This window comes from Streptomyces sp. NPDC101165, assembly GCF_044768135.1.
In the GTDB taxonomy this organism is placed as follows: domain Bacteria; phylum Actinomycetota; class Actinomycetes; order Streptomycetales; family Streptomycetaceae; genus Streptomyces.
In genome coordinates this window covers 1-23,233 of the sequence record NZ_JBIWPG010000042.1, presented here as the reverse complement: position 1 = coordinate 23,233, position 23,233 = coordinate 1, and the positions used below count along the sequence as shown (strand labels likewise).

General features: G+C 67.8%; 23 protein-coding genes, 1 tRNA gene and 4 pseudogenes. 14 read left to right on the top strand and 14 right to left on the bottom strand.

Annotation, left to right across the window (positions count from 1 at the left end; translation table 11 throughout):
- Positions 1-295: 295 nt before the first annotated feature.
- The 4 genes from ACIRVH_RS45905 to ACIRVH_RS45890 all read right to left on the bottom strand — a co-directional run bounded on the left by ACIRVH_RS45905 (position 296) and on the right by ACIRVH_RS45890 (position 3,550).
- Positions 296-844 carry a hypothetical protein gene (locus ACIRVH_RS45905; protein ID WP_403966911.1) on the bottom strand — a complete coding sequence of 183 codons (549 nt, stop codon included), beginning with the start codon at positions 842-844 and terminating at the stop codon, positions 296-298.
- Positions 841-1,263: an ATP-binding protein gene (locus ACIRVH_RS45900; RefSeq protein ID WP_403966908.1), complete on the bottom strand. Its 423-nt coding sequence runs from the start codon at positions 1,261-1,263 to the stop codon at positions 841-843. The genes ACIRVH_RS45905 and ACIRVH_RS45900 overlap by 4 nt, the downstream gene beginning before the upstream one ends.
- A gap of 870 nt (positions 1,264-2,133) precedes the next feature.
- The gene (locus ACIRVH_RS45895) at positions 2,134-2,922 is read right to left on the bottom strand and encodes a zf-HC2 domain-containing protein (protein WP_403966905.1); all 789 of its coding nucleotides are present in this window, start codon (positions 2,920-2,922) and stop codon (positions 2,134-2,136) included.
- Positions 2,923-2,947: 25 nt separating this feature from the next.
- Positions 2,948-3,550, bottom strand: a complete 603-nt coding sequence (locus tag ACIRVH_RS45890) for a sigma-70 family RNA polymerase sigma factor (RefSeq protein WP_403966902.1) — start codon at positions 3,548-3,550, stop codon at positions 2,948-2,950.
- Positions 3,551-4,321: 771 nt separating this feature from the next.
- Here ACIRVH_RS45890 and ACIRVH_RS45885 point away from each other — a divergent pair.
- From ACIRVH_RS45885 to ACIRVH_RS45875, 3 genes are read left to right on the top strand one after another with little or no spacing between them, the layout of a single operon-like run.
- Entirely contained in the window at positions 4,322-4,615 is a 294-nt protein-coding gene (locus ACIRVH_RS45885) for a plastocyanin/azurin family copper-binding protein (RefSeq protein WP_403966899.1), read from the top strand.
- Positions 4,615-5,604 carry a metallophosphoesterase family protein gene (locus ACIRVH_RS45880; protein ID WP_403966896.1) on the top strand — a complete coding sequence of 330 codons (990 nt, stop codon included), beginning with the start codon at positions 4,615-4,617 and terminating at the stop codon, positions 5,602-5,604. The genes ACIRVH_RS45885 and ACIRVH_RS45880 overlap by 1 nt, the downstream gene beginning before the upstream one ends.
- Positions 5,601-6,050: a hypothetical protein gene (locus tag ACIRVH_RS45875; protein ID WP_403966893.1), complete on the top strand. Its 450-nt coding sequence runs from the start codon at positions 5,601-5,603 to the stop codon at positions 6,048-6,050. Before ACIRVH_RS45880 ends, ACIRVH_RS45875 begins: the two co-directional genes overlap by 4 nt.
- A gap of 710 nt (positions 6,051-6,760) precedes the next feature.
- On the opposite strand, the gene ACIRVH_RS45870 is transcribed toward ACIRVH_RS45875, so the two are convergent.
- The 3 genes from ACIRVH_RS45870 to ACIRVH_RS45860 form a co-directional block, all read right to left on the bottom strand.
- Complete coding sequence (locus ACIRVH_RS45870; protein WP_403966890.1) at positions 6,761-7,279, bottom strand: GNAT family N-acetyltransferase; 519 nt, start codon at positions 7,277-7,279, stop codon at positions 6,761-6,763.
- A gap of 411 nt (positions 7,280-7,690) precedes the next feature.
- Entirely contained in the window at positions 7,691-8,101 is a 411-nt protein-coding gene (locus ACIRVH_RS45865) for a hypothetical protein (RefSeq protein ID WP_403966887.1), read from the bottom strand.
- Between the two features lie 496 nt (positions 8,102-8,597).
- Positions 8,598-8,990 (bottom strand): hypothetical protein, encoded by a 393-nt coding sequence (locus tag ACIRVH_RS45860; protein ID WP_403966884.1) that lies wholly within the window; start codon positions 8,988-8,990, stop codon positions 8,598-8,600.
- A 162-nt stretch (positions 8,991-9,152) separates the two neighbouring features.
- Here ACIRVH_RS45860 and ACIRVH_RS45855 point away from each other — a divergent pair, with 162 nt between their 5' ends.
- The 4 genes from ACIRVH_RS45855 to ACIRVH_RS45840 all read left to right on the top strand — a co-directional run bounded on the left by ACIRVH_RS45855 (position 9,153) and on the right by ACIRVH_RS45840 (position 13,614).
- The gene (locus ACIRVH_RS45855; protein ID WP_403966881.1) at positions 9,153-9,665 is read left to right on the top strand and encodes an Imm50 family immunity protein; all 513 of its coding nucleotides are present in this window, start codon (positions 9,153-9,155) and stop codon (positions 9,663-9,665) included.
- Positions 9,658-10,053, top strand: a complete 396-nt coding sequence (locus ACIRVH_RS45850; protein ID WP_403966878.1) for an Imm50 family immunity protein — start codon at positions 9,658-9,660, stop codon at positions 10,051-10,053. Before ACIRVH_RS45855 ends, ACIRVH_RS45850 begins: the two co-directional genes overlap by 8 nt.
- 810 nt (positions 10,054-10,863) lie before the next feature.
- Entirely contained in the window at positions 10,864-11,220 is a 357-nt protein-coding gene (locus ACIRVH_RS45845) for a hypothetical protein (RefSeq protein WP_403966917.1), read from the top strand.
- A gap of 228 nt (positions 11,221-11,448) precedes the next feature.
- A complete protein-coding gene (locus ACIRVH_RS45840) occupies positions 11,449-13,614 on the top strand; it encodes a tetratricopeptide repeat protein (protein ID WP_403966875.1) in 2,166 nt (721 codons plus the stop codon).
- A 44-nt stretch (positions 13,615-13,658) separates the two neighbouring features.
- Here the strand turns inward: ACIRVH_RS45840 and ACIRVH_RS45835 are convergent, their stop codons facing one another.
- Entirely contained in the window at positions 13,659-13,928 is a 270-nt protein-coding gene (locus tag ACIRVH_RS45835) for a hypothetical protein (protein ID WP_403966872.1), read from the bottom strand.
- A 485-nt stretch (positions 13,929-14,413) separates the two neighbouring features.
- On the opposite strand from ACIRVH_RS45835, the gene ACIRVH_RS45830 reads away from it, so the two are divergent.
- Positions 14,414-15,187 carry an alpha/beta hydrolase gene (locus tag ACIRVH_RS45830; protein WP_403966869.1) on the top strand — a complete coding sequence of 258 codons (774 nt, stop codon included), beginning with the start codon at positions 14,414-14,416 and terminating at the stop codon, positions 15,185-15,187.
- Between the two features lies 1 nt (position 15,188).
- Entirely contained in the window at positions 15,189-15,605 is a 417-nt protein-coding gene (locus ACIRVH_RS45825) for a DUF4279 domain-containing protein (RefSeq protein WP_403966866.1), read from the top strand.
- A gap of 66 nt (positions 15,606-15,671) precedes the next feature.
- Here ACIRVH_RS45825 and ACIRVH_RS45820 read toward each other — a convergent pair whose 3' ends face one another.
- Positions 15,672-15,923 carry a hypothetical protein gene (locus tag ACIRVH_RS45820; protein ID WP_403966863.1) on the bottom strand — a complete coding sequence of 84 codons (252 nt, stop codon included), beginning with the start codon at positions 15,921-15,923 and terminating at the stop codon, positions 15,672-15,674.
- Between ACIRVH_RS45820 and ACIRVH_RS45815 the strand changes: the two are divergent.
- Positions 15,919-16,059 (top strand): annotated as a pseudogene (locus tag ACIRVH_RS45815) (IS630 family transposase); the annotation flags it as partial. The gene ACIRVH_RS45820 and the pseudogene ACIRVH_RS45815 overlap by 5 nt on opposite strands.
- A gap of 26 nt (positions 16,060-16,085) precedes the next feature.
- On the opposite strand, the gene ACIRVH_RS45810 reads toward ACIRVH_RS45815, so the two are convergent.
- The 3 genes and pseudogenes from ACIRVH_RS45810 to ACIRVH_RS45800 all read right to left on the bottom strand — a co-directional run.
- Positions 16,086-16,709 carry an alpha/beta fold hydrolase gene (locus ACIRVH_RS45810; RefSeq protein WP_403966914.1) on the bottom strand — a complete coding sequence of 208 codons (624 nt, stop codon included), beginning with the start codon at positions 16,707-16,709 and terminating at the stop codon, positions 16,086-16,088.
- Positions 16,695-16,771 (bottom strand) — tRNA-Met (locus ACIRVH_RS45805). Before ACIRVH_RS45805 ends, ACIRVH_RS45810 begins: the two co-directional genes overlap by 15 nt.
- Positions 16,772-16,797: 26 nt before the next feature.
- Positions 16,798-17,340: pseudogene (locus ACIRVH_RS45800) on the bottom strand (transposase); the annotation flags it as partial.
- A 185-nt stretch (positions 17,341-17,525) separates the two neighbouring features.
- On the opposite strand from ACIRVH_RS45800, the gene ACIRVH_RS45795 reads away from it, so the two are divergent.
- From ACIRVH_RS45795 to ACIRVH_RS45785, 3 genes are all read left to right on the top strand, one after another.
- Entirely contained in the window at positions 17,526-18,806 is a 1,281-nt protein-coding gene (locus ACIRVH_RS45795; RefSeq protein WP_403966860.1) for a cytochrome P450, read from the top strand.
- A 790-nt stretch (positions 18,807-19,596) separates the two neighbouring features.
- Complete coding sequence (locus ACIRVH_RS45790) at positions 19,597-20,031, top strand: hypothetical protein (protein ID WP_403966857.1); 435 nt, start codon at positions 19,597-19,599, stop codon at positions 20,029-20,031.
- A 107-nt stretch (positions 20,032-20,138) separates the two neighbouring features.
- Positions 20,139-20,534, top strand: coding sequence for an SsgA family sporulation/cell division regulator (locus ACIRVH_RS45785; protein WP_403966855.1), 396 nt, complete (start codon positions 20,139-20,141; stop codon positions 20,532-20,534).
- A 420-nt stretch (positions 20,535-20,954) separates the two neighbouring features.
- Here the strand turns inward: ACIRVH_RS45785 and ACIRVH_RS45780 are convergent.
- Together ACIRVH_RS45780 and ACIRVH_RS45775 are read right to left on the bottom strand one after the other, a co-directional pair.
- A pseudogene (locus ACIRVH_RS45780) lies at positions 20,955-21,179 on the bottom strand (transposase); the annotation flags it as partial.
- A gap of 12 nt (positions 21,180-21,191) precedes the next feature.
- Positions 21,192-21,617, bottom strand: coding sequence for a DUF6896 domain-containing protein (locus ACIRVH_RS45775; protein ID WP_403966852.1), 426 nt, complete (start codon positions 21,615-21,617; stop codon positions 21,192-21,194).
- Between the two features lie 946 nt (positions 21,618-22,563).
- Here ACIRVH_RS45775 and ACIRVH_RS45770 point away from each other — a divergent pair.
- Positions 22,564-23,233 (top strand): annotated as a pseudogene (locus tag ACIRVH_RS45770) (IS5 family transposase); the annotation flags it as partial.

Sequence of the window (23,233 nt, the reverse complement as noted above, 5' to 3'; positions counted from 1 at the left end):
TCCTCCGGATACGGAGACTTCCGTCCCACCAGGACACCCTTCCTCGGATCTGCAAGATCCATTGTCAGTGTGTCCACACCGCCGGGGTCACCTCAGGGTCATCGTGTTCGGCCACGGTGCGTTCCTCGGCTTTCCCTGCTGTGACCGTTCCTGTCGCCGACCGGCGCGATGTTCACGCGTGTCTGTCGGGCATGGGAAGCGACGCGAGTGGAGTTGGTCGACGGCTGCGGGAGCATCCCGGGTGTCGATGTCGTTGCGGTTCATGTCTCCTTCTTCCTGTCGGATCAGGGTCGATTCAGGTCCCGGGGCGCCTGGCGGCCGTCCAGGCGGCGTACTCCTGGCGGACATAGAGTCGGCGGCTGGGGGCGAGCGCGATGGCGTCGGGATGGTGCGGGCCGGCCACCAGTTCGGGATGGCTGCGGTCGAGCAGGGCGAGTTGTTCGGCGGTTGCTGCGGCGGCTGCGATCGGGCCGGGGCCGGGGTCGTCCAGGGCCATCCGGTCCATGAGGGCGGCCTGGCGTAGCCGCCAGGTGCGCTCGGCGACTGTCACATCGACCGGGGGTCCGGTGACGTGCCTGGCTTGGCGGCCGTCGCGTTCGGCCCCGAGAGCGAGCACTTGGTGTATTTCGCGGCGCAGGTCTGGCGCATTCGCGTACGCCTCGTGCGGGGGCGGAGCGCTGATGCCCTCACCGCTGTTCGGGGCACGGCTGCTGGGGCGCGAAGGCCCACGCGGCGGGTCGTCGCGGGACCAGGCGCCGCAGCTGCCCCCGGTGACCCGTCGCTGTGCGGCGGTGCCGGCCCCGGCAGCGGGTCGCAGTCCGTGCGGAACGTCCGGCCCGGTCATGGCGAGCACCTCAGGCAAGCGCGGACTTTGCGGCCGCTGCGTGTTTGGTGGACCTCGGTCGACTGGGCGAGGTGCTGGACGATATTGGTGCCGCGACCGTGTTCGTCGGGGGCGGTGTCGGGACGATGGTGTTCCACAGTCGTACCGGAGTCAGTGACCACGATGTGCAGAGTGCCGTCGTCGAGGACGAGCAGCAGGGTCATGCGCTCGTGGCCGTACTGCGCGGCGTTGGCGGCGAGTTCGTCGACGATGAGGACGGCGGAGTCCCGCTCGATCGCGGGCACACTCCAGGTCTCCAGCAGATCGGCCGCGAAGTGACGAGCGGCGGAGACGTACGCCTCCTGCGCGGGCAAGGTGAGCAGTGCCCGGTGGTGGCTGTGTCGACCGAGCAGTGAACTCGGGCTGGGGGAATCAGTCACAAACATGGTCTTATGGCTCTTCTGTGGATGTGTGGAGGCAATCGGGGGGCCAACCACTTCGGGGGCGGTCGGTAGGCGGATCCTGTATGGCCGCGCTCACTGAGTTCCACGGACGACGCATGCCGAACGGTTCGAGTTATTCGCACCTTTTGTTCGACTTCTTGCGCGTCATGTCGATGCCAGTGGCTTGGCTGGACTCACTCGCCCCTGAAAGAGCTCGACGCCGTACTCGGTCGGACCAGGCACCGGCGGCTCGGTCTCCTCGCGCGCGCTCTTCCGCTTCTCCGGGCCGCACAATCTTCGGCGGAAGACGAGAGTTGAGGTCGACGGTCGTTCGGTGAGCCGCATACTGCTGCTCGCGCGGGGGGAGGGGGAACACCTTGGCCGGGCCGTCGCAAAGACCAGGGTGGCGCCACCGGCCACCCGGGCAGGGAGTGAGTGCCTCGTCGGCGCACTCACGGGTCAAGTCGGCTGAGGCCCCGCCCGATTGGTCGGAGCCAGGAGTGAGGGTGACCAGGGCCCGGAAACCGTCGGCGCGCTGCGAGAACGGTCAGGGCGCCGGCTTCGGCCTCCTCCCGGTGGAGGTTGAGGCCCATGCCGCCGGCCTCCGCACAGCCGTGGTCGCCGCCGCGGTCATCCGCCGGGTGCCCTTGTCGGACAACCTCGCCGGTCCCGGAGCCGGGGGGCGTGGTGGCATCGGGCGACGACGGTGATCACGTGCGTGCCTGTGCAGCCGATGCCACGCATACAGGTCTTCTCGATGGCGATGTCTTCTCGGCCTCGTGTGCCGCCGTGCGCTCACACCCGACAGCTGTGATCGCGTCACTGGGGGCGAGGGCGCCCCAGTGACGCGACCGTTCTGGCCTCGTGTCACGCCCGGACTGTGACCAGCTTCTGACCGTTGTCCGCGTGGATCTCGAAGTGCTCGATCTCTCCTGGAGGCATGGCAACCGCTCCTTGGATCGTGGTGCCGGGAGGGTACTCGCCTGCCCGCCAGCTAGCGACGTCCGTCCTGGCTCCGCTGGGCCCGACCGCCTGAAGCCGGCAGGTGATTCCGGCGGGTGCCCCCCTGGCGGAGACCTGCACGACACTGCCCCAGGCAGAGGGCGAGACCTTCACCGAGGCGGAGACGCCGGTGGTGGGATCGCTTCCGGAGAAGGTGCGCCAGGCAGTGGGCGCGGTCGGCCCAGGCGGCGTCGCCTGACTGCCCACGGATCCGACAGCCGCCAGCCACGTGCCGCCGGCCGCTGCCGCGATGAACGTCAGCGAGGCGGCAGCGCCGGCCAGTTGCAGACGCCAGGTCCTGCGGCGCCGGGACGCGGCCTGCTGGAGCAGCCTCTCCAGCAGACCCTCCTCTGGCACCTGCGACACCGCGGGCGTGGCGGGCCGTTCGGGCAGGGAGCCGTGCGTGCCTTCGGCTGCTCGTGCCACCAGCCGGTCGGCCAGGTCCTCGTCGGCCGTCGGCACCGCACGGCCTGAGGCTTCGGCTTCGGTCACCGTCGCCAGCAGCGCAGGTACTCCCATGAGCTGGGTGTGTTCGGCCTGGCATTCGGTGCACTCCGTGAGGTGGATGCGCACCCGTTCCATTTCCGCCGAGGGCAGCGTGTTCAGGACGTATCCTCCCAGCGCCAGCCGGAGGGCGTCGTGCTCCGCACTCATGGCCGCCACCTCCTGCCCGCCACGGTCACGGCTCGATCCCCCGTTCCTGCAGCGCCAGCCGAAGGGCGTGCAGGGCGTAGTACGTGCGCGACTTCACGGTGCCCAGCGGGATGCCCAGCACCTGCGCGGCCTCCACCATGGTCCGGCCCCGGTAGTAGGTCTCCAGCAGGACGGCGCGGTGATCCGGGGACAGTGACCGGACCGCGTCGGCAACCGCCCAGCTCTCCAGCGCCTGCTCGATCTCGTCCTCGCTGGGCTTCTGCTCGGCGGCTCGTTCCAGCGCCTCGCCGCCGGTCTCGGGCGGCCTGGCCCGCCGGGCCCGGTGGGCATCGATGACCAGGTGCCGGGCGACCGTACACAGCCATGCCCGGGCCGGGCCGCGTGCGGGGTCGAACGCGGCGGGATGCTGCCACGCTCGCAGCATCGTCTCCTGCACCACATCCTCCGCCCATTGCCGGTCTCCTGAGGTCAGGCGCAGCACGTAGTGGAACAGGGCTCCTGCGTGCTCCGCGTACAGAGTGCGCAACAGTTCCTCGTCTGCGGTCGAAAGGGTCCCTTTACCAGAGACACGGTGCGCGGAGCGATCCGGATCGGTCCTTGGACCACGTTTTCGGGAACTCCAGGGCATAAGACGATCATCGCGCACATGTTCCGCTTTGTCCTGTAACTCACGGTATGGCATCGGTCGCGCTCTGTGGGCATCACGGGCGATACGTACCTGCCGGGCCTTGCGGCACCAGCAGGACCAAGCGCGCGGCCCGCAGGGGAGGCCGGCTGATCCGCCGCGATAACAAGAGGTTTCGCAAAAGCTCCATATCTACCGAACCGCGGGAACCCCGCCGTCCGTGGAGCCGGACAAGAGCCGACTCACGCGAAATTCCTCAGCGATTCCCCACGGGGCAAAGGATGGATCAGCGGTGACCGAAAAACACCACGCGACGCACGGGCTCCGGCGCCGGCCACGCTCACCCCGCCCCCGTGCACGGAAGCCGGCGCCTCCGCGCAGCCCCGGCCGGTGCTCGATCGCTGGGTCCGTGAGAGGCACACGCCCATGAACACGGCGTCCACGCACATCCCTGCGGGTGCGTGCGCCCAGCCGGAGCAGTCCCTGTCTCCGCCTGATCAGTGAGGAGCGGACATCATGTACCTGAACTTTCGCACGCCAAGCCGTCGATCACGGACCGCGGCCGGGCTGGCCGTCGGCACCATCGCCACTGTCGCCGCGCTGGGGCTGCTCAGTTCATGCGGCCAGTCGTCGCATTCCTCGTCCACCGGGGCCGGCGCCATCACACCCGGTCCGGGGCAGCACCAGATGGCAGGCATGACCGGAGCCGCGGGGCTGGGGAACACGGCGGGCTCCGCTTCCGCCGCCTCGCCGACACCGAGCATGAGCATGCCGATGAGTCCCGCGAGTAAGGGCCGGTCGGCCGCACCGGTGACCGGGAACGCCGTGGCGATCAAGAACTTCGCATTCTCCCCGGCCACGCTGAAGGTCAAAGCGGGCACGACAGTGACCTGGACCAATCAGGACACCGACGCCCACACCGTCACCAGCGCCGGACCGGGCGGCCCGTTGCATTCGGCCGCACTGGGCACCCACGCCACCTACACGTACACGTTCACCAAGCCCGGCACCTACGCCTACCTCTGCACCATCCATCCGTTCATGACCAGCACCGTGGAGGTGACCTGATGAGCAACTACTACGACAGTCACGAAGGGGCATCGGCCAAAGACGCCGGTCAGCCCGATACCGAACACGGCATGAACCGGCGTCAACTCCTGCGACATGCAGGGTGGTTCGGCGGTGCGGTGGTCCTGACCGTGGCCGGTGGAGAGGTGATCAGCCATATCGCGGACTCCCGGGACATCAACGCCAGGCCCGTTGCAGCTGGAAGCGGCGCGCTGCGGTTCGTGCAGATCTCCGACAGCCATATCGGATTCCAGGGCCCGGCGAACTTGGACGTGGTCGGCTCATTCACCGAAGCGATCAGCCAGGTCAACTCGCTCGGGTTCAGGCCGGACTTCGTCATGCACAGCGGCGACCTGACCCACCTGTCCACGGCCGGGCAGTTCGACCAAGTCAAGCAGCTGATGGCCGGACTGAAGACGGACCGCATCTTCACCGTGCCGGGCGAGCACGACTCCATCGGTGATGCCGGCCGCGCCTACCGGCGGACCTTCGGCATGGGCACGCTCGGCGATGGCTGGTACAGCTTCGACACCCACGGGGTGCACTTCATCGCCCTGGTCAACACCCTGAGCCTGGAGAAGCTCGGGCACCTCGGCAACGAACAGATCGACTTCGTTCGCAACGATCTTTCCGGACTGCCGTCGGACACCCCCATCGTGGTCTTCAGCCACATCCCGCTGTTCGCCATGTACCCGCAGTGGGGCTGGAGCACCGACGACGCCCTCAAGGTCATCGCCCTCCTGCGCCGCTTTTCCTCCGTCACCTGTCTCAACGGGCACGTCCACCAGCTTTTCACCAAGACCGAGGGCAACATCACCTTCCACTCCGCCACCACCACCGCCTACCCCCTGCCCAAACCGGGCCGTGCAGCCGCCCCCACCCCGCAGGTCGTCCCTGCCCGGCAGCTCAAAGACGCACTCGGCATCCGCAGCGTCGGCTACCGCCAAGGCGACCGCGAACTGGCCATCAAAGATCAGAGGCTGGCATGAATGCCCGAAGACTCCTCGCCCCCACCCTGCGGTCGGCGACCGCCGCAACCCTCGCCGTCAGCGGATCCATCCACGCCCAGCTCTACATTGACGGGTATCGCTTCATCCACGCCATCGGCCCCTTGTTCCTGCTCCAGGCCAGCGCCTCCTTCGCTCTCGCCGCCCTGCTGCTGGTCGGGATGCCATCCCCGCTGCTGCGGACCGCCGCGGCAGGCGTCACGCTCGGCGCCCTCGGCGGATTCACCGCGTCGCGTACCGTAGGCGTGTTCGGATTCACCGAGCACGGTCTGCAGCCCGAGCCACAAGCGGTCCTCAGCCTCCTCGCCGAAACCGGCACGCTGCTGCTCCTCGCCATCTGGCAGGTGACCGTGGCCAGGCAACCCCGCGTTGCCCGACCGCCCGTCAGGACACGCGACTGGGTCACCACCCGCACACCACCCAACTGAACGTCCGTCACGCAGCCGCCCGGCATACCGGCGTCCTGGCTCGGGGTGCGGTGGGACCGGCAAAGCCACACCGCCGCACGGGCTACCACGACAGAACGACATGGCAGCGCAGGGCGATCAAGCGGGTGCTCACCGGTTGCCGGATTTCGCGTCGGCTCAGGCCCTGCAGGCCCTGCTGCTTGCCGAAGCCCCACGCTGGGCCTGACCACCGACCGCGCACATAGCGCATCCCCCCATGGATCGGTGGCCCTCCCTGGCCACACGGACAAGTCAGCGTAGGACAGTGGAGGCGCCATGGCGTGGCAGTGCAGCCCACGCAGAAGCCGCCTTCCCAGGGACTGGTCACGCAACCGACGCCGTGTCCTGCGGCGTGACGGAGGCGTCTGCCAGGCCCGGTGATAGCCACAGCATCGGGAACTTGCGGACACCGTGCGGGTGATGCCACGCCAGGAAGGGCGCACGCGAGGGTGGTACAGCAACGACCCTCACGCGTGTTCGTACGGAGCGCCCCAAGCTCATGCGCCCGGCGCTGGAGGACTAACTCTTGTACGGGTCTCAGGGATCTGGAGGAACACCTGGCCAGAGGGGTCCTGATTGTCCTGGGTGGCGAAGACACCGATGGCTTCGATCACTTCTTGCAGTTCTGACTCAACTTCCGTGATCGGTGACGGTGAGCTATTGAGCTTGACCGGCCTGTTCGATCACACCGCTTACTGCAGGCAGCTAATGAAGGGCTGGAGCACCAAGTCGCGCTGGTACCAGGTGCCAGCCTTGCCACCGAGGTCAACCGGGTCGGCTGGGCCGACCGGAACGAACCCGGCCTTGGCAAGTACCCTCTGGGACGCGGCATTGCTGTGGGCGGTGGCCGCACGCAGTGTGCGCAGCCCGTGCCGCGCCGCCGCCAGCCGGCACAGCTTCCGGACGGTCGCGGTCGCCACACCGCGGCCGGCAACGTGCTGCGCGACCCTGTAGCCGAGCTCAGCAGTGCCGTTCTCGAAGTCGTAAAGGTTGAATCGGCCCAGAACCGAGCCATCCTCGGCGACGAGCACGTAGAAGGCGCTGATGCCGGTCTCTTGCTCAGCCAGCAAGGCGCTGTACCGGTCGGCGAACTGGTCGAAGAACTCGTCACCGCGGTCGGAGACCGAGGCAGCGAAGTAGGCGCGGTTCGCCAGCTCGAAGGCCAGGACCGCGGGGGCATCGCCGGCATGCAGCCGCTTCAGCTCACGCACCGCCCGACTGTACCCAGATGGCGCGCTGAGGCCACCCCCGCCAGGCGCCAGTGCACCAGCCTCCCCGGAGAGACACTGTCCTCGCAGCTGGTGCACGCGCTGGCCACAGAGGTGATGGCGCTCAACAGTCAGGTCGCGGAACTCGACAAGCTCATCGAGGCCAGGTGTCACAAGCATGCCCGGCATGGGCGTCATCCTCGGCGCCGAGCTCCTGGCCGCCACCGGCAACGACATTGCACCGTCTTCGGCGCCCCGACCGCCTCGCCGACTTCGGCGGCGTCGTACCTGTCCCACACGACTCCCCCAAGCCGCCCGCAGACTGCGCGGACGCGGGTTCTCGGCGTACACCGGCCATGCTCACCGTCCGACGGCCCGCCGCACACACACGAACTCTCATCTCGTTGCGGGCTCTCAGTTGTCGCTGGTCAGAACTTCCACCAGGGCCTCAACAGCGACGATCGCCTTCGGGGTGGCCAGCACGAGCACCGGATCAGGGGTCTGCAACAGGTGTCCGCTCCAGACCCGGAAGACAGCGCTGCGGTCCGCCCCCTCCTTTGCGAAGGAGATACATCCCGGCAGATATCTCACGTCGTCGCGCCCGCCGGGCACCCAGGGCGCAGGACCGTCCAAGAACCGCAGGCAGTTGTGACTGGTGGATGGATACCACTGGCTCAACGCGCTCATCCGGGCGGCCAGCACCAGCTCTTCCTCGACCGGAGGCACCCACGAGTCCGTGTCACGCAGCAACGCATCATGAGCTCGTGCGCATTGCATCTGCCAATCCCAGTCGTCGTCCAGCGACCATTGGGCGCCATCTCCCATGCACCGAGTCTGGCCGAACTCGTGAGCGCAAGTAACCCCCAAAGGGATCGGACTTGAACGCAGGCTCCACCGCTCTCGCCGCCGGACGAACCGCATGAGGAATCCTCTGGTCCGCGTGATGACGAGCAACCAGCATCAGTCAGAGACAGCCGTTCTGCGGAACGAGCGTCTCGCACCGATCACACAGCACCAGCAGGATCCGCCGAGTCTCACGCAGAGAACCATCCACACCACACCGCTCGCAGTTGCCCTTGCTGCGGTTAGCGAAGGCATGGGTAACAGCGTGGAGGCGCGAGTGCTCGGCATCCGTCCAATTGCCGTCAGACTTCCACGGCCACGGAAACGCCTGGAAGGACAAAGACCCCCACTTCTGCTTCACGGCGACGAGCTCGTACTCGGGGAACTCTGCGACAACTGCCTGGTGGCACTCAAGCACCAACTGCCGCCGCAGGTCCCACGTAAGAGGCCGAGACTTGCCAGGGTGGGCTGCGCCCGGCTACTTCTTGCCCTTCTCGTCGTTTTCCTTGAAGCAGATGACGAACCATCTTCCGGGGCCTGACTGGGTTAGCGAGCCGGTCGTGCCCGGGACATCGGAGCACGAGAAGGTATCGACGACTCCGTCCTTGTCCATCTTCAGGACCTTGTAGTCGGCGTGCGGGTCAGTGCAGTCGAGCTTCTTGGTCGTCGCTTCCTTTTCCGTCCCGATGTTCTGGAAGCAGTCACCGGCCTTGAGCGTCGCGGACTGGTCCTTCGTGTCGTACGGGCCCAGGGCCCAGAACACCACCAGGCCCGCGAGGACAAGGACCAGACCGAGGAAGATCAGGCGGTTGCGTCGTATCTGCACCGAGGTGTACGAGACGTTCAGGCCGCCCAGAGGCGTTTGGGACACGGGCAGTTCCTCAGGTGGTGGAGACTTGCAAAGTCGACCACGAATCTAGCCCACCTGCCTGTACTCGCCGTTTGCCGCCCCTTGTTGTCCTGCCCGTCAACATCGGGGGTTGCTGTCGACGGGCGCGGAGCCAGGCTGGCAGCAAGGTGAAGGGACCCACCCATGTCAGCCGGCACATGGCCAGAGCTCTTGGTCCACTCCGAGCGGTTGACCGCGCTCTACACCAAGTTGCCGCCGTTGGAGCACCTGGTTCTCAGATCGGTGCACCTGAGTCCCTACGGCCCCGGTGTGAAGTTGCGGGTGGAGCTGCCCCGCTTTCCCGACCTCGCTCCTGCGTCATGGACCGAAGCCGGCTGCGACCGGTTCGAGGTACAGATCGAGTTCCTGGCCGTGGGTGAAGACCTGCGGATGCGGGGTGTTCCCCAGCGCACTGTGGTCGACATCGAGTTCGGCCCCCTCGTCCAGGACGAAGGGCACCGGATCACGGTCGCGGTGAGCGGGCCAGGGTTCTTGCTGGACTTCACCGCGCATGCCCTGGTCCGGGCCAGCCATCTCAACGCCTACCGCTCCGCCGACGCGGATCCCTACACAGGTCGGAGATGGTTCGAGAGCCGACTCGACCAGCGCCTGCACCAGGTGCTGCCTCCCACGACAGTGAGGCCGTTCTATGACTGACCGTGACTGGTCTGCCGAGGTGACGCATCCCGAAACGCTCCGCGAAGTCCTTGGCTCACCTCCGCCTCCGCTGAGCGACTACGACCTGACCTCCGTTCTCATCGACGAACGCGAAGCGTCCGTCACCTTGAGGTTCTTCGCCTTCGCCGTCCCAGTCGGTGCCGCGGATCTATGGCAGGCGCGAGGACACAACGCGGTCGAGTTCGTTGTGGTCTGCATCGGCGTGAAGAACTTCAGGGTAGATGGGTGGTCCGGCTGGCCCACAACCGTCGCCACCGTCGTGGGGAAAACGGTCGTGCTCGCCGGCCAGGGCAAGCGCGTGTCCTTCGAGGCCGCTGAGATCCGAGCCGAATCCCCAGTCGGACGCCTGGCCAGCCGCGATCAGTGACGTCACTCGTAGGTCGAGAAGGGATTGGGCGTCGGTATTGAGGAGGTGCCAGAGCAAAACGTCGACGCGCGTTCTGCCCCGCGTTCGGGTGACGGTGAGGAAGAGGGGACGCTCGCCCGTGACCGGCGACCCAGATGCCTACCCGCGGCTCGCCCCAGCGCTGACCCGCCCGATCCGCTGGGAACCCATCGCCCAGCAGTACGGCCAGATGATCAAATGTGCGCCGCGGTCCGTACCCGCACCGCGTCCACTGATGCGATCCTGCGCTGTTTCACCCACAACGCCCCCGTAAGTTGTTTGTCGGCCGGGGAGAGTTGTGTGCGGCTGACAACGCCTTGTCGGACGTGGCTCGGTGCGACTGGCCGCCCGGCTCTCCGGGGCGCCCTGGTCTACGTGAACACCCTGATGTTTCAGGACATCCTGAGCGAAGCGGAGTGGGCCGATCTCCTTACGCCCGCCGACCGGCGTGGTCCGACCCCGCTGTTCTGGCCCCACGTCCACCCATACGGCGACGTGAACCTCGACATGGACGCCCGTCTCAACCTGGTCGCGGCCACCGTGCCCGGGTCTCGGGCTCCACTGGACCAGTGGACCACACCCCGGAACCGGGAGGCGGCGGAGCCTTCGGCTATGCGGGCAAAGCGCTAGCGGGGCCGCTCCGAACCCTGCCGCCGAGGCCGGGCAGCTGGGACGGTGGGTACAACAGCGCGCGGGGAACCGGTGGTTACGCCGAAGCGTCCTGTGCTACCAGTGAAGTTCATCCAATACTGCTGAGGGTGGGAATCGATTCTCAGGAGGGGGTGAGTGGAGATGTCGCGACCTAGGAAGATCACGGTCTTGGTGGCCGCGGTCGTGCTGACCGTGTCGACGCCTTTCTTCTGGCTGCTGGACAACCCGGATACCGGCCAGCTGGTTGCCGCCTCAGTCCAGGGCGCCACCGGCATCGCCGCCCTGGTGTGGGCGCTGATGCAGTCCCCGGTCAACCCGGAGGCCGGGGTTGCGGCGATCGATACCGGGAAGGCCAGGGCCACCGGTGGAGGCCAGGCGTCCACCGGCGTGCGACGCCCACGGGAGGCCGGGAGCGGGCCCGTTCGGGCGGAACGAACTGGTGACGCTACCGCGGACGGGCCCGGCAGCAATGCAAGTACGGGTATCGACTGCAACTGACTGGGCCGGGACGGCCTGAGAATGCGGGAGGATCTCCATCCGATGGTCAGATGGCCCAAACGCCGCCCCGACCCCAACGGCGACCCCAGCGCTGGTCCCGAGACCGCAGACGCAAAGCCGGGGCCGTCGGTAGCCGTCGCCGGCACCGGCGATGCCACTGCCCGCGACGGCGCCACGGCGGTATCCGGCTACACCGGACCAGAGCAATGGCCTGCCGGCCCGGTACAAGTGAGCCATACGGGGGCCGCCACCGCCGGAGAAGGCAGCCTGGCCAACACCGGGTACCTGGCGATCGACCGTTTCACTCTCGTGCAGCAGTCCGCGCCGCGCACGCCCGCCGCCTGGCCGCACCGAGTCGGCGTGTTCCCGCCCCGCGCTTTGTCTTTCCAGCACCGGGCCGAGGTCGACCAGTTGCGCGCGGCGGTGGACAGCGGCGGTGCCGCGGTGCTCACCCAGGTACTGACCGGGACCGGCGGGGTAGGCAAGACCCAGCTGGCTGCAGACTACGCACGCACCGCCTGGGACAGCGGCGAGGTCGACGTACTGGTGTGGATCAGCGCGAGCAGCCGCTCAGCAATCACGGCCGGGTACGCACAGGCCGGCGTAGAGGTCCTCGCCGCAGACCCCCGCGAACCGGAGCAGGCCGCGCGGGCGTTCCTGGCCTGGCTGGATCCCAAAGCCGGTCAGAAGCCATGTCGGTGGCTGGTCGTACTGGACGACGTTGCGGATCCTGCCGATATGCGCGGCTGGTGGCCGCCCACAAACCGCGCAGGCCGTGCCCTGGTCACCACGCGCCGCCGCGAGGCCGCCCTGACCGGAGCAGGCCGACACCAGGTGACCGTAGGCCTGTTCACCCCCCAGGAAGCCGCCGCTTACGTCACCTCCGAACTCGCCGCGCACGACCGCCACGAACCAACCGACCAGGTCGACAGCCTTGCCTCAGAGTTGGGATACCTGCCCCTCGCCTTGGCCCAGTCCGCCGCCTACCTCGTCGACGCGGACCTCACCTGCGCCTCCTACCGAGAGCTGCTGGCCAACCGGATCAGGAAACTTGCCGACTTGCTGCCGGAGTCCGGCGCATTACCCGACGACCAGACCGCCACCGTGGCCGCCACGTGGGCCCTGTCCATCGAACGAGCCAACCAGATCCGCCCGGCTGGCCTGGCCCGCCCCATGCTCCAGCTGACCTCGATGCTCGACCCCAATGGCATCCCCGCTGCGGCCCTCACCTGTCAGCCCGCCCTTGTGCACCTCACCGAGCACCGCACCCCAACCGGCACGGGCGCCACGCACCACTCGGCCCAGGTTTCCGCCGAGGACGCCGCGCTCGCGCTGCGGGCCCTGCACCGGCTCAGCCTCATCGACCACAGCCCCAGCACCCCCCATCAGGCCGTCCGAGTCCACCAGCTCATCCAGCGTGCCGTCCGTGACACCCTGCCCCCCTGCCAGCACGACCAGCTCGCCCTCACCGCTGCCGACGCACTCACTGCTGCCTGGCCCGCCGTCGAACGCGACACAGTCCTCGCCCAGGCCCTGCGTGCCAACACCACTGCCCTTGTCCGCACTGCCGAAGATGCCTTGTACCGGCCCGCCGCCCCCACGGTGCTCTTCCGGCTCGGCATCAGCCTCGGTGAGAGCGGCCAGGTCACCACTGCTCGCGACCACTTCGAGCACATGGCCGTCACCGCCTGCAACCGTCTGGGGCCGGACCACCCCGACACGCTCACCACCCGCAGCCACCATGCCCGGTGGCGGGGGGAAGCAGGGGATGCGGCCGGTGCGGCCGCGGAACTGGCCGAGCTGCTGGCCGACCAGACGCGCGTGCTGGGCCCGGACCACCTTCACACCCTCATCACCCGGCACAGCCTCGCCCGGCGGCGGGGAGCCGCAGGGGACGTGGCCGGTGCAGTCTCGGCGTTCGAGGACCTGCTGGCCGACGAAACGCGAGTGCTGGGCCCGGAGCACCCTCACACCCTCATCGTCCGGCACAACCTTGCCCTGTGGCGGGGGGAGGCCGGGGACGTGGCCGGTGCAGCCTCGGCCTTCGAGGACCTGCTCGCCGACCGGATACGTCTACTGGGCACCGATCATCCTGACACCCTCGCGACCCGGCACGACCTCGCCCAATTCCGGGGCAGAGCGAGGGATGCGGCCGGTGCGGCCGCAGCGTTCGAGGACCTACTGGCCGACCAGACACGCGTGCTGGGTCCGGACCACCCTCACACCCTCATCACCCGGCACAGCCTCGCCTGGTGCCGGGGAGAGGCGGGGGACGCGATCGGTGCGACCGCAGCACTGACCGAGCTGCTGGCCGACCGGATACGTGTTCTGGGCTCCGATCATCCTCACACCCTCGCGACCCAGCATGACCTCGCCCGATGGCGAGGCAGATGAGGAGACCGGGCAGGCGAAAGCGGGCGCCTGAGCCTGAGCTCCGCTCAGTCCGCGGCGGCGCGTCCGTCGTCCAGATGAGCCATGGCGAGACCGCGTTCCTCGGGGTGACGGGCAAGCCGCGCCATCACCCACGCGGTCCGGGCGTCCATTCCCGCACCGAAGTCGACGGCCAGGCGCCGCGCCTGCCACGTCGTGCGCGGGGCGAGCGCCCAACGCGCGAAACCGAATCGGACCCGGCTGATGCCGCCAGTCGTCCTGCCTGCCCCGTCACGGGAGTCCTCGGAGGGAAGATCGGGGGTGATCGGATCGGCCACGATCGCGAGTCTGACGACGGCCCCGTCGACGTGGCGGGCATTGGGCTGGAGATCACCGAAACAGGCGGCCCCGCAGCGCCCCAGTTGACGCCCACCAGGCCAGTCATCTTGGGCGTGGGATCCCTCTTCACCCCAAGGGCCGTCGTTCGGATCCTGCCTCGCAGACAGGGCCCTACTCGTCCCGGGCAATCCGCGACCAACTACCTGGCCGGATGCCACATCGCAGGCATCATCCTCTGGTCCGCCCGATGATCCAAACGAAAGTCCCTAGGCCTGTCTGGAGTCGTGATCACGTGGCGGAGAAATGCGTTGAAGGGACGGTGATCAAGTTGGTAGCTTGCAGTTGACCGTGACGCCGCCCGAGGAGGTGAGACCCATGAACGCTGTATCGACGTGGGTGCTCCCCCTTTCCCTCACGGCCGGCGACTGACGTAGATGTCGCCGGGAGCGCCTCGACAACAAGGCACTCCCGAAAGGCAACACCTATGCACTCTCTGCAGTTCACCGCCGAGTCGTCGTCGAACGGCATGGTCGAGCGCGACTTCACCGTGGGCGACGTCCCCGGCGTCCTCTGGTCGCCGGTGCCGTCGGCCTCCGGCGCCGATCGCGCGCCCCTGATCCTGATGGGCCACGGCGGCGGCAATCACAAAAAGCATCCGGCGATGTCGGGCCGGGCCCGACGCCTGGTGACCGGCTGCGGCTTCCACGTCGCGGTCATCGACGCGCCCGGTCACGGCGACCGGCCGCGGACCGCGCATGACGAGGCAGAGATCGCCGAACTGTTCCGGGCGAGGGCGGCCGGCGAACCGGAAGGCCCGATCGTCATCCGCTACAACGCCCACCTGGCGGAGCTCGCCGTACCCGAGTACCTGGCCACGCTGGACGCCCTCCAGGAGCTTCCCGAGATCGGCACCGAGGGGCCGGTCGGCTACTGGGGCATCAACATGGGCACCGCGATCGGCGTTCCGTTCGTCGCGGCCGAACCCCGGATCACCGCTGCGGTCTTCGGGCAGCACTGGCCCGATGTCCTGGCTGAGAAGGCGAAGCAGATCACCATCCCGATCGAGTACGACATGCAGTGGGACGACGAGCACATCTCGCGCCAGGAGGGTCTCGCGCTGTTCGACGCCTTCGCCTCGAAGGAGAAGTCGTTGCACGTGAACTCGGGCAAGCACAAGGAGCTGCCCCGGTTCGAGGTCGACAGCGCGGTCCGGTTCTTCGCCCGGCATCTCGGCAGAGCGGTCACCGTGTCGGCCTGACGTGCTTGATTGCGGCGTCCGGCCGGCAAGCCGGACGGTCAGCGCCGCCGACATCTCGGCCCGCCTGGGGGTCGCTCCGGATGCGCAGTTGGAGCGGGGCAGCTTACTGAGTCCCCGCAACTCGAACAGCGGGAGACGGGAGACCAGCGTCTGGATCCGACGGAGTGGGCTGGGCGACGACAGGGAGCTCGTTGACCACGTAACGGCGCTGGTCGGGCTGGTCGATGGATTCCGTGAGGAGCTGGCCCGCCTGTCCAACCATTGCGACTTGGAGCTGCTTCTCGGCTTCGCCAGCGAGAACGGCCAGGGAGGTTTCGTGCTGCCGGCTCGGCTGCTCTCCGAGCTCGGCGCGCTGGGGCTCGACGTCGTTCTCGACCTTTATCCGCCCGTGCCGGATGAGGTTGTCGCTCGCGGATAACGGTCAGCTCCGTACGGCGCTGGTGGGATGCGATCCCGGCTGGTCAATAGAGCGTGAGGCCGGTGCCTACGAGGTATCCCTCGACCAGGTCCGGGCGATACGGATCTTCTTGAGCCGGTGCTTCACAGCCGGGGTGGTCTCGGAGAGGTCGGCCGCGACGAGGTTGTCCGGGTCGTGCTTGACGTGCCATCGCTCGACGGACCGCTCGCCCACCCGCAGTGCGGCAGCAATCTCCCCGTTCTTATGCCCGCCGCCGAAGCATGCCACTGCCTGGTAGCCCTTCCGTTCGGGCACGTACTCGTGTGGCAGGAGACGCACCTTGTACGCCTACCTGCGCTGGCGGAAGGCCAACGCCCGCCGCCCTGACATTCTCGCCGTCCAGCGCAAGCAACGCGCCCGTATCCGCAGCGAAAAGGGCACCCGCTGGGACGGGCAGCCGCTCAAAACCGCGTGATGAAACGGTATCGGGTCATGATGCCCTCACTGCGTCTGCTGGCGTTCCGGGCCAAGGAATCCCTGGGCAATGGCGTTGAACGCGTGCGGCGCCGTCATGGCAAGAGAATGCCCAGCGTGCGGAACCACGGACAGGTGGGCTTCTGGTATGGCTGCCGCGGTTCGCCGGGCGTCCGGCAAACTGGCGCGATCCCGCTGTCCGCACAGTACAAGCGTGGGAGCGGCGATCTGCGGAAGTACGTGGGAGAGATCGCTCGTTTGCAGAGCGTCCAACATGTCGATCCATCCGGTGCGATCACGCAGGTCGGAGGTCGCGCGCACCAGCCCGCCGGGGCGACGCCGTTCGAGCCGAAGCCGCCGCTGCGACGTCTTGCCCGGTGCGATCTCAGGCCCACCGGACAGAATTAACCGGGCAACGAGGTCAGGGTTCTCAGCTGCGACCCGCGCTGCCACGATCGCCCCAAGGGAGTGGCCGCACAGGTGAGCCGGCGGTAGTTGTTGGGCGATCTCGGTGACGGATTCGACTGCCGCCGTCAAGCTGAATGGGCCCGGCGTGCTGCCGAATCCTGGCAGATCGGGTGCAACGACGTGAAAGCAAAACCAGAAGGGACCCGGCTGCTGCCGGGCCCCTTCTTCTGGTAGCGGGGACAGGATTTGAACCTGCGACCTCTGGGTTATGAGCCCAGCGAGCTACCGAGCTGCTCCACCCCGCGTCGGTGATGTCAGTCTACACGGCGGATCATGCGGGGCTGGGGAGCGGCTGACTGTCGGGCTTCTCCGGAATCGTGTGCCGCAAGCCCCGGCACCCAAGACACTCGCAGCGGGGGCCGTTGCTGTAGGCCCTGTCTGTCTGCCGCAACGCTGTCGGGCTTCTTACGGGGCCTGCCCGGGCCGAGGCGTGGAACTCGGATCTTCTCCAGGATCGGCACGAACTGGGTGCAGTCTGCGCGCTGTCCTGCGGTGACGAGCAGGGACAGCGGGCGCCAGGTCGGTCCGGGCACCGACCCTGTGCTGATGCGCGCACGATGGTGGAGTCCATCGCTACGTCCCAGTCGATCTCGCCGGCCGCGTCGGTCGTGGCCTGAACCTGCTGCAGCAGACGTTCCCAGGTACCGTCCGCCGACCACAGCCGGTGGCGCTCGTAGACCGGCTGACACGGCCCGAACCGTTCCGGCGGGCCACGCCGTTGAACGCCGCTCCGTACACGATGCAGGATCCCGTCGATCACCTGCCGGTGATCACGCCACTGTCCGTTCTTCACCGACAGGAAGGGCCTCAGCCGTTCCCACTCCGCACCGACAGATCACCGCGTTCAACCCTCCCCATGCTTGCACCAAACGAGCAGATCAAGCGATAGTTGCATGATCGCATGGTCGGCTCCTAAGCGTCAGCGGGGCGGACTTGTACAACCAGCCTTCGACACCGCACTGTTGACCGGTATTCGTCCATACGGTCAGGAGTCCCGGCTTGTCCTCGCATACCCCCGCTCCCGCTCCCGCCCACGTCGTTGATCCCGCAGGCGGATGCCCGCACGCCCTGAACGCCGACCTGCGGGCCCGGGGGCCCGTTGCGGACATCGTCCTGCCCGGCGGGGTGCCCGCAGCGGTCGTCCTGGGGCACGACGCGCTCAAGGAGTTCCTCTCCCACCCCGACGTGGCCAAGGACGCCCGCCACTGCCCGGCCCTGAACGACGGCACGATCCCCGCGGACTGGCCACTCCGGGTCTTCGCCAACGCCCAGGGCATGCACACCGCCGACGGCGCCGACCACCGTCGGCTGCGCTCCCTCGTCGGCAACGCCTTCACCGCCCGCCAGGTGGAGCGGCTGCGGCCGCGCATCGAGGAGCTGACCGCCGTCCTCCTCGACGACCTCGGCCTAGCCGCCGCCGAGGACCCGGACGGCATCGCGGACCTGCGCACCCACTTCGCGCTCCCGCTCCCGATGAGCGTCATCTGCGAGTTGCTCGGCGTGGATCCCGAGCACCGCGGCCGGCTGCACGACCTCACCTACACGGTCATCATCGCCACCGACACCACCCCGGCGGAGGTGATGGCGGCCGTACGCGAGCTCGTCGAGCTGCTCGGCACGATCGCGGCCGCCCGCCGCGCCGCCCCCGGCGACGACCTGACCAGCGCCCTGATAGCCGCCCGCGAGGACGACGGCGACCGGCTCAGCGAGGCCGAACTCATCGGCACGATGCGCCTGATGCTGGTCGCCGGCCACGAGACCACCCTCAACCTGATCAGCAATGCCGTACGGGCACTGTGCACCCATCGCGACCAGTTGGCGCTGGTCCTGGACGGCAAGGCCACCTGGTCGGACGTGGTGGACGAAACGCTGCGCTGGGACGGCCCGGTCAGCTGGTTCCCCTTCCGCTACCCCACCCGCGACCTGGCCCTCGGCGGCACCGTGATCCCGCAGGGCACCCCGGTCCTGGCCGGCTACACCGCCGCCGGTCGCGACGAGGCCTTCCACGGCCCGGAGGCCGACCGCTTCGACGTCACCCGGCCCGGCGCGGCCCGGCACCTCTCCTTCGGCCAGGGCATGCACTACTGCGTGGGCGCCCCGCTCGCCCGCCTCGAGGCCACGATCGCCCTGGAACGGCTCTTCACCCGCTTCCCGGACCTCGACCTCGCCGTCCCCGAGGCCGAACTGCCCCGCCAGCGCAGCTTCATCGGCAACAGCGTCCAAGCGCTCCCGGTCCGCCCGGTGCGCCCGGCCCGGCCCTCAGGCGCGTCTTCCCGCTGACCCCTACCGGCCCACGGCGGCCAGGGACAGTTCTCTGCCCAGCCCCCCCACGCGTCGAGGTACATCCCGCTCCAGGTCTGGAAGTTGTGGCTGTCGGCGGGGCGGACGAGGGTCTTGATGCGGACCCCCCTGGCCGCCGTGGCCCGGACGAACGCCTCCGACTGCCGCGGCGGGCTGTCCCGGTCCTCCGCGGAGATGGCCAGGAACAGCCCGACGTCCGCGTTAGCGCCTGCCGGACCAGCCGCATCGGGGCCGTTGCGCCCCCACAGCACCGCAGCCAGCGCGGGCACGGCAAGGTCCGCCTAGTTCCTGCCCAGTCCGCATGACGCCCAGGGTGCTGCGGATACGCGTGCCGGCCCCGCTGAGGACGCCAAGGCGCTCACGCATCCGCCGACTGCTGGTGACGCCCACGATCATGGAGCACACCGGTAGTCGGCCTCGCTGTCTGCGTAGGCCTTGTTTCTCCGTGCGGCCGAGGCCCGGAACGTCGCCTCGGAGCCCGAGTCAGGGCCCACACGGCGTGCCCCCCCCGAGGGACCGCCGGCGGTGCGTCCCCTGCTGGTGGAGGCGGATGTCGTCGGGACCGGCCGCGGCATGGCGACCGCAGTGATCGCGACCGACTTCACCCGACGCCGACAAACCGGAAAAAGGATCTAAAGGTGATGAAATATGTCACAGTCATTATAGTTCAACGTTCAACTTATGCGGAGTAACGTCGCTTCTTGCCCCACCATCCGGGGCCGCCGCCCCGGGCCCCACAGGGCCACGGTGCACTTCAAGGAGAAAGTCCATGAACCACACCTTCGGACGTCGTGCCGTTACCACGGCCGTCACTCTCGCCGCGGCAGCCGGCACGTTGCTGGCCTTGGGCACCGCCGCCTCGGCCGCTCCAAACCCTGCCGGTGTTGTCGCTCCCGCCTCGAACGTCACACCGTACGGTGATCGTCACGGAGAGCGAAGCGACCACGGCGACAGCTGGAACGAGCAAGACGGACATGACCGTCGCGACGGCTGGAACGACCTGAGCGAGTACCGCGGGGGCCACCACAGCGACCACCGCTTCGACGGCCACCGCCATGGGGAGAGGGAAGTCCGGTACTGGTACAGCAACGACCAAAGTCGCCGCCACCAGACTGACGGTCGCCGCTTCTACCAGGGGGAGCGCGGCAGGTGGATCGTCGTGATCAGCGACAGCCACGGCTTCGACGGCAGCAACTTCCACTGACCACACCGACCATGGTGAGCGCCGAGTCCGGGCACGAGTCACAACTGCCCGGGCCCGGCGCCCCGGCTCCGAAACGCTTCGAAATCATGACCACTTGCATAGACCACATGCTTGACATGGAGCTCGTGTCCTTCCCGGGCGAGCGGATCGTCGTGCCGACCCATCTGCTCTACCGAGCACAGGACCCGCTCGCGGTGCAGCTCCTTTTCCACGACAGCGTCCAAGGCCTGATCCCGTGGGTCTTCGCACGCGACCTTCTCGCCGCAGGGACTCAGGCCCCCAGCGGGACCGGCGACGTACGTATCTGGCCCACCAGAACCGACACCGAGGCAGCTCTGCACCTCCTCCTGTCCTCCCCTCACGGTTCGGCCCACCTCACGACCTCGCTCCCGGAGGTCGAGCGCTGGCTGCACTCCACCTACCGGCTTGTGCCGACTGCCGAGGAGACCCAGGCACTGGACCTCGAAACCCAGCTCACCCGATTCCTGAACGGGGCACCCTGAGCCCGCCGGACAGCCATGAAGCCCCTGGCAAGTTTCGGGCTGGAGGACTGGCCAACTTTGATAGTTCGCCGCGCACGCGCGCCTTGGAGCCTCTGTTCGGCAGCAAGTTCGGTGACTCTCGTTTCACATTCAGCCAGTACTTCTCGGCCCGAAAAACCATCCGGTACAGAAATTACCGTCTCGGAATGTGTCGACCACAACCAGTACGCGAGCCCCCCATGCACAGCGGAGGCGGCATTCGTGGCCGCTTAAGGGACAGCAGCAGCCAGGACACCGAGTGCCGCCCCGCGCCCCAAACAGAGGAGTCTGCAGCCCACAACTACCGATGCAGCTCCTCTTCCGTCTCGGCCGGCATGTCATCCAGCAGTGGGATCAGTTGGGTTACATCGTGGCGGTTGCCGCTGGCCAGAGCCTGCGTCAAGCCGTCGCTCCCGAGCAACTCACCACTGAAGCGGGGACGTCTCTCCAGGCAAGCCTCCTCCGGAGCACGTAGATGACCCCGCCCAACGCCACGCGGTCAGGCACCCGGAGCCGACCGGTGTAGCGGTACCTACACTCGGGTGGCCGCGGCAGCAGTGGAGCCGTTCACTCCCAAAGGTCATCGGGGACAAGGTCGTCGGGCACCCTGCGGACTCTGCTCGTCAAAGTCGCCGGCTGTCATCCGACATGCCGGTCCCATGCTGAAGCGTTCGCTTTGGGCACGGTGAACCACCCTGGCCGCACCTCAACCAGCAACGGTTTCAGCGACTCCACAGCCGCTCGAAGTTCCTCCATTGTGAGGTCAACAGGGACCGGCAAACTTTGTCCATAGCGGCGCAGCCGCCAGAGGTCGAAGATCTCCGCCCCGTCGGGCCCGAAGTCCACATCGATTTCAGTGCCGTCCCGGCTCGTGACCAGGCAGCCTGCCCCGTGGGCCTTGTAAAGGTAGCTGCCGGCTTCACCGCTACGGCTGATCTGGTGCGAGCGGACAAGGTGGAGCACGTCCGACAGCTGCTCGAGCGGGGGAATCGCCGCCCGCATGGCCTCACCGGCTCCCCGGAGGGCACTGACGTAACCGATCACGAGGTCGCCCGCTGTCGTCACGTGCGGCCCTCCCGCACCTGAAGCCTGAAGTCCGATACCGCGTCACCCCCCGTGGTTATGTCCGGGCGCGATTGTTCCACGAGGGACTACGTCGTCTCCGCCGGGCGGCAATGCGACACGGTCAGTAGGACTGAACATGCTGTTCAAGCCGAGACAGCACCTGTGCCCGATGACCGAGACGGTCAGCCGCCTAGAGACTCCCCCAGCGTCAGTGTGTAGCACCTGAATTGCCGGACCAACCTCCGGCTCGAGTGATGTGCATCCACTGGCAGACACGCGACCACAGCCATTACGCGTCACTGCCGCGCTCGGGGAATGACCACAGGCTCGCCGCCATGACGCATGCACAACCGCCTCCGCCCGAGCGGAGCCTGGCAGGCACTCACATTCGATGTGGAACTGGACGTCCACGAGAGTGCGCACAAGCGCACAACGGCGCGGAGCCTCCCCATAGCCGCTGCACCGTTGATGCCAGGCCGACCACGTCGCCGACGGCTAGGCCAACCCGAGCGCCAGGCAGCCGGTTCACTCCGTACCGTCCCACCCCGCCGCCATCTGTGCCGCTTGCCAGGTGGGGCAAGGCTACCTCGAAGGCGGCCGACCAGCAGCACACTGCAGACGCAGGTGACGCTGGAAAGTGAGGGCCGCGATGCGTTCGAGGGCGCATTGCCGGGCGTTGTCCCTACACTCCATGGCTTTGGCTGACGAGCCCCTCGGCAAGGAGCAGTTCGTCTTCGTCGAAGGGCACCAGGTCTTGCGTCCACTCGATCACCGCCACGCCCGGTACCGAGCCTACGCGTGGAGCGGCGCGATCGTCATGGAACACATCCTGTGCCGACGGATAAGGCATTGACGTTTCACAGAGCCACATCACGCTGCTGGCGCCGGCCGATCCGGCTGGCAACTAAGACGGTGTCCTACATGGCTTGTTGGCAGTTGAGTGGGCATGGGGAGTGGGCGGTGGGGTTGGATCGTTCCGGACGGTCTGTGGGAGTTGACGAGGCCGTTGCTGCCGCCTGCGCGGGTGCGACCGCAGGGCGGCGGGGTCGCGAACATCGATGATGAGGCGGTGTTCGCCGCGATCATCTACGTGCTAGTCAGCGGCTGTGCCTGGCGGGCACTGCCGCCGTGCTTCGGCGCATCGAAGTCGACTGTCCATCGTCGGTTCCTGATCTGGTCCAGAGCCGGGGTATGGGGCCGGCTGCACCAGAGGGTTCTCCAACTCCTAGACGAAAAGAGCCTGGTGGACTTGTCCCGCGCGGTCCTCGACTCGGCTCACGTCCGCGCGAAAAAGGGGGCGAACTTGCAGGTCCGAGCCCCGTGGACCGGGGTAAGCCCGGTTCCAAGATGCATGTCCTGTCCGACGCGGACGGACTGCCCCTACGCGTCGGACTCTCCGCGGCCAACACCCACGACAGCCTCGCGCTGAAGCCGATGCTGTCCCATTTCCACATGGGACACGAACTTCATGCAGCCGATTCCAAGCCCGTGCGTCTTCATGCCGACAAGGCCTACGACATTCCTCACCTGCGGCGATGGCTATGGGGCAAGCGCATCGGCGTCCGCATCGCTCGCAAGGGCATCGACTCCAGCGAGCGGCTCGGCCGCCGCAGGTG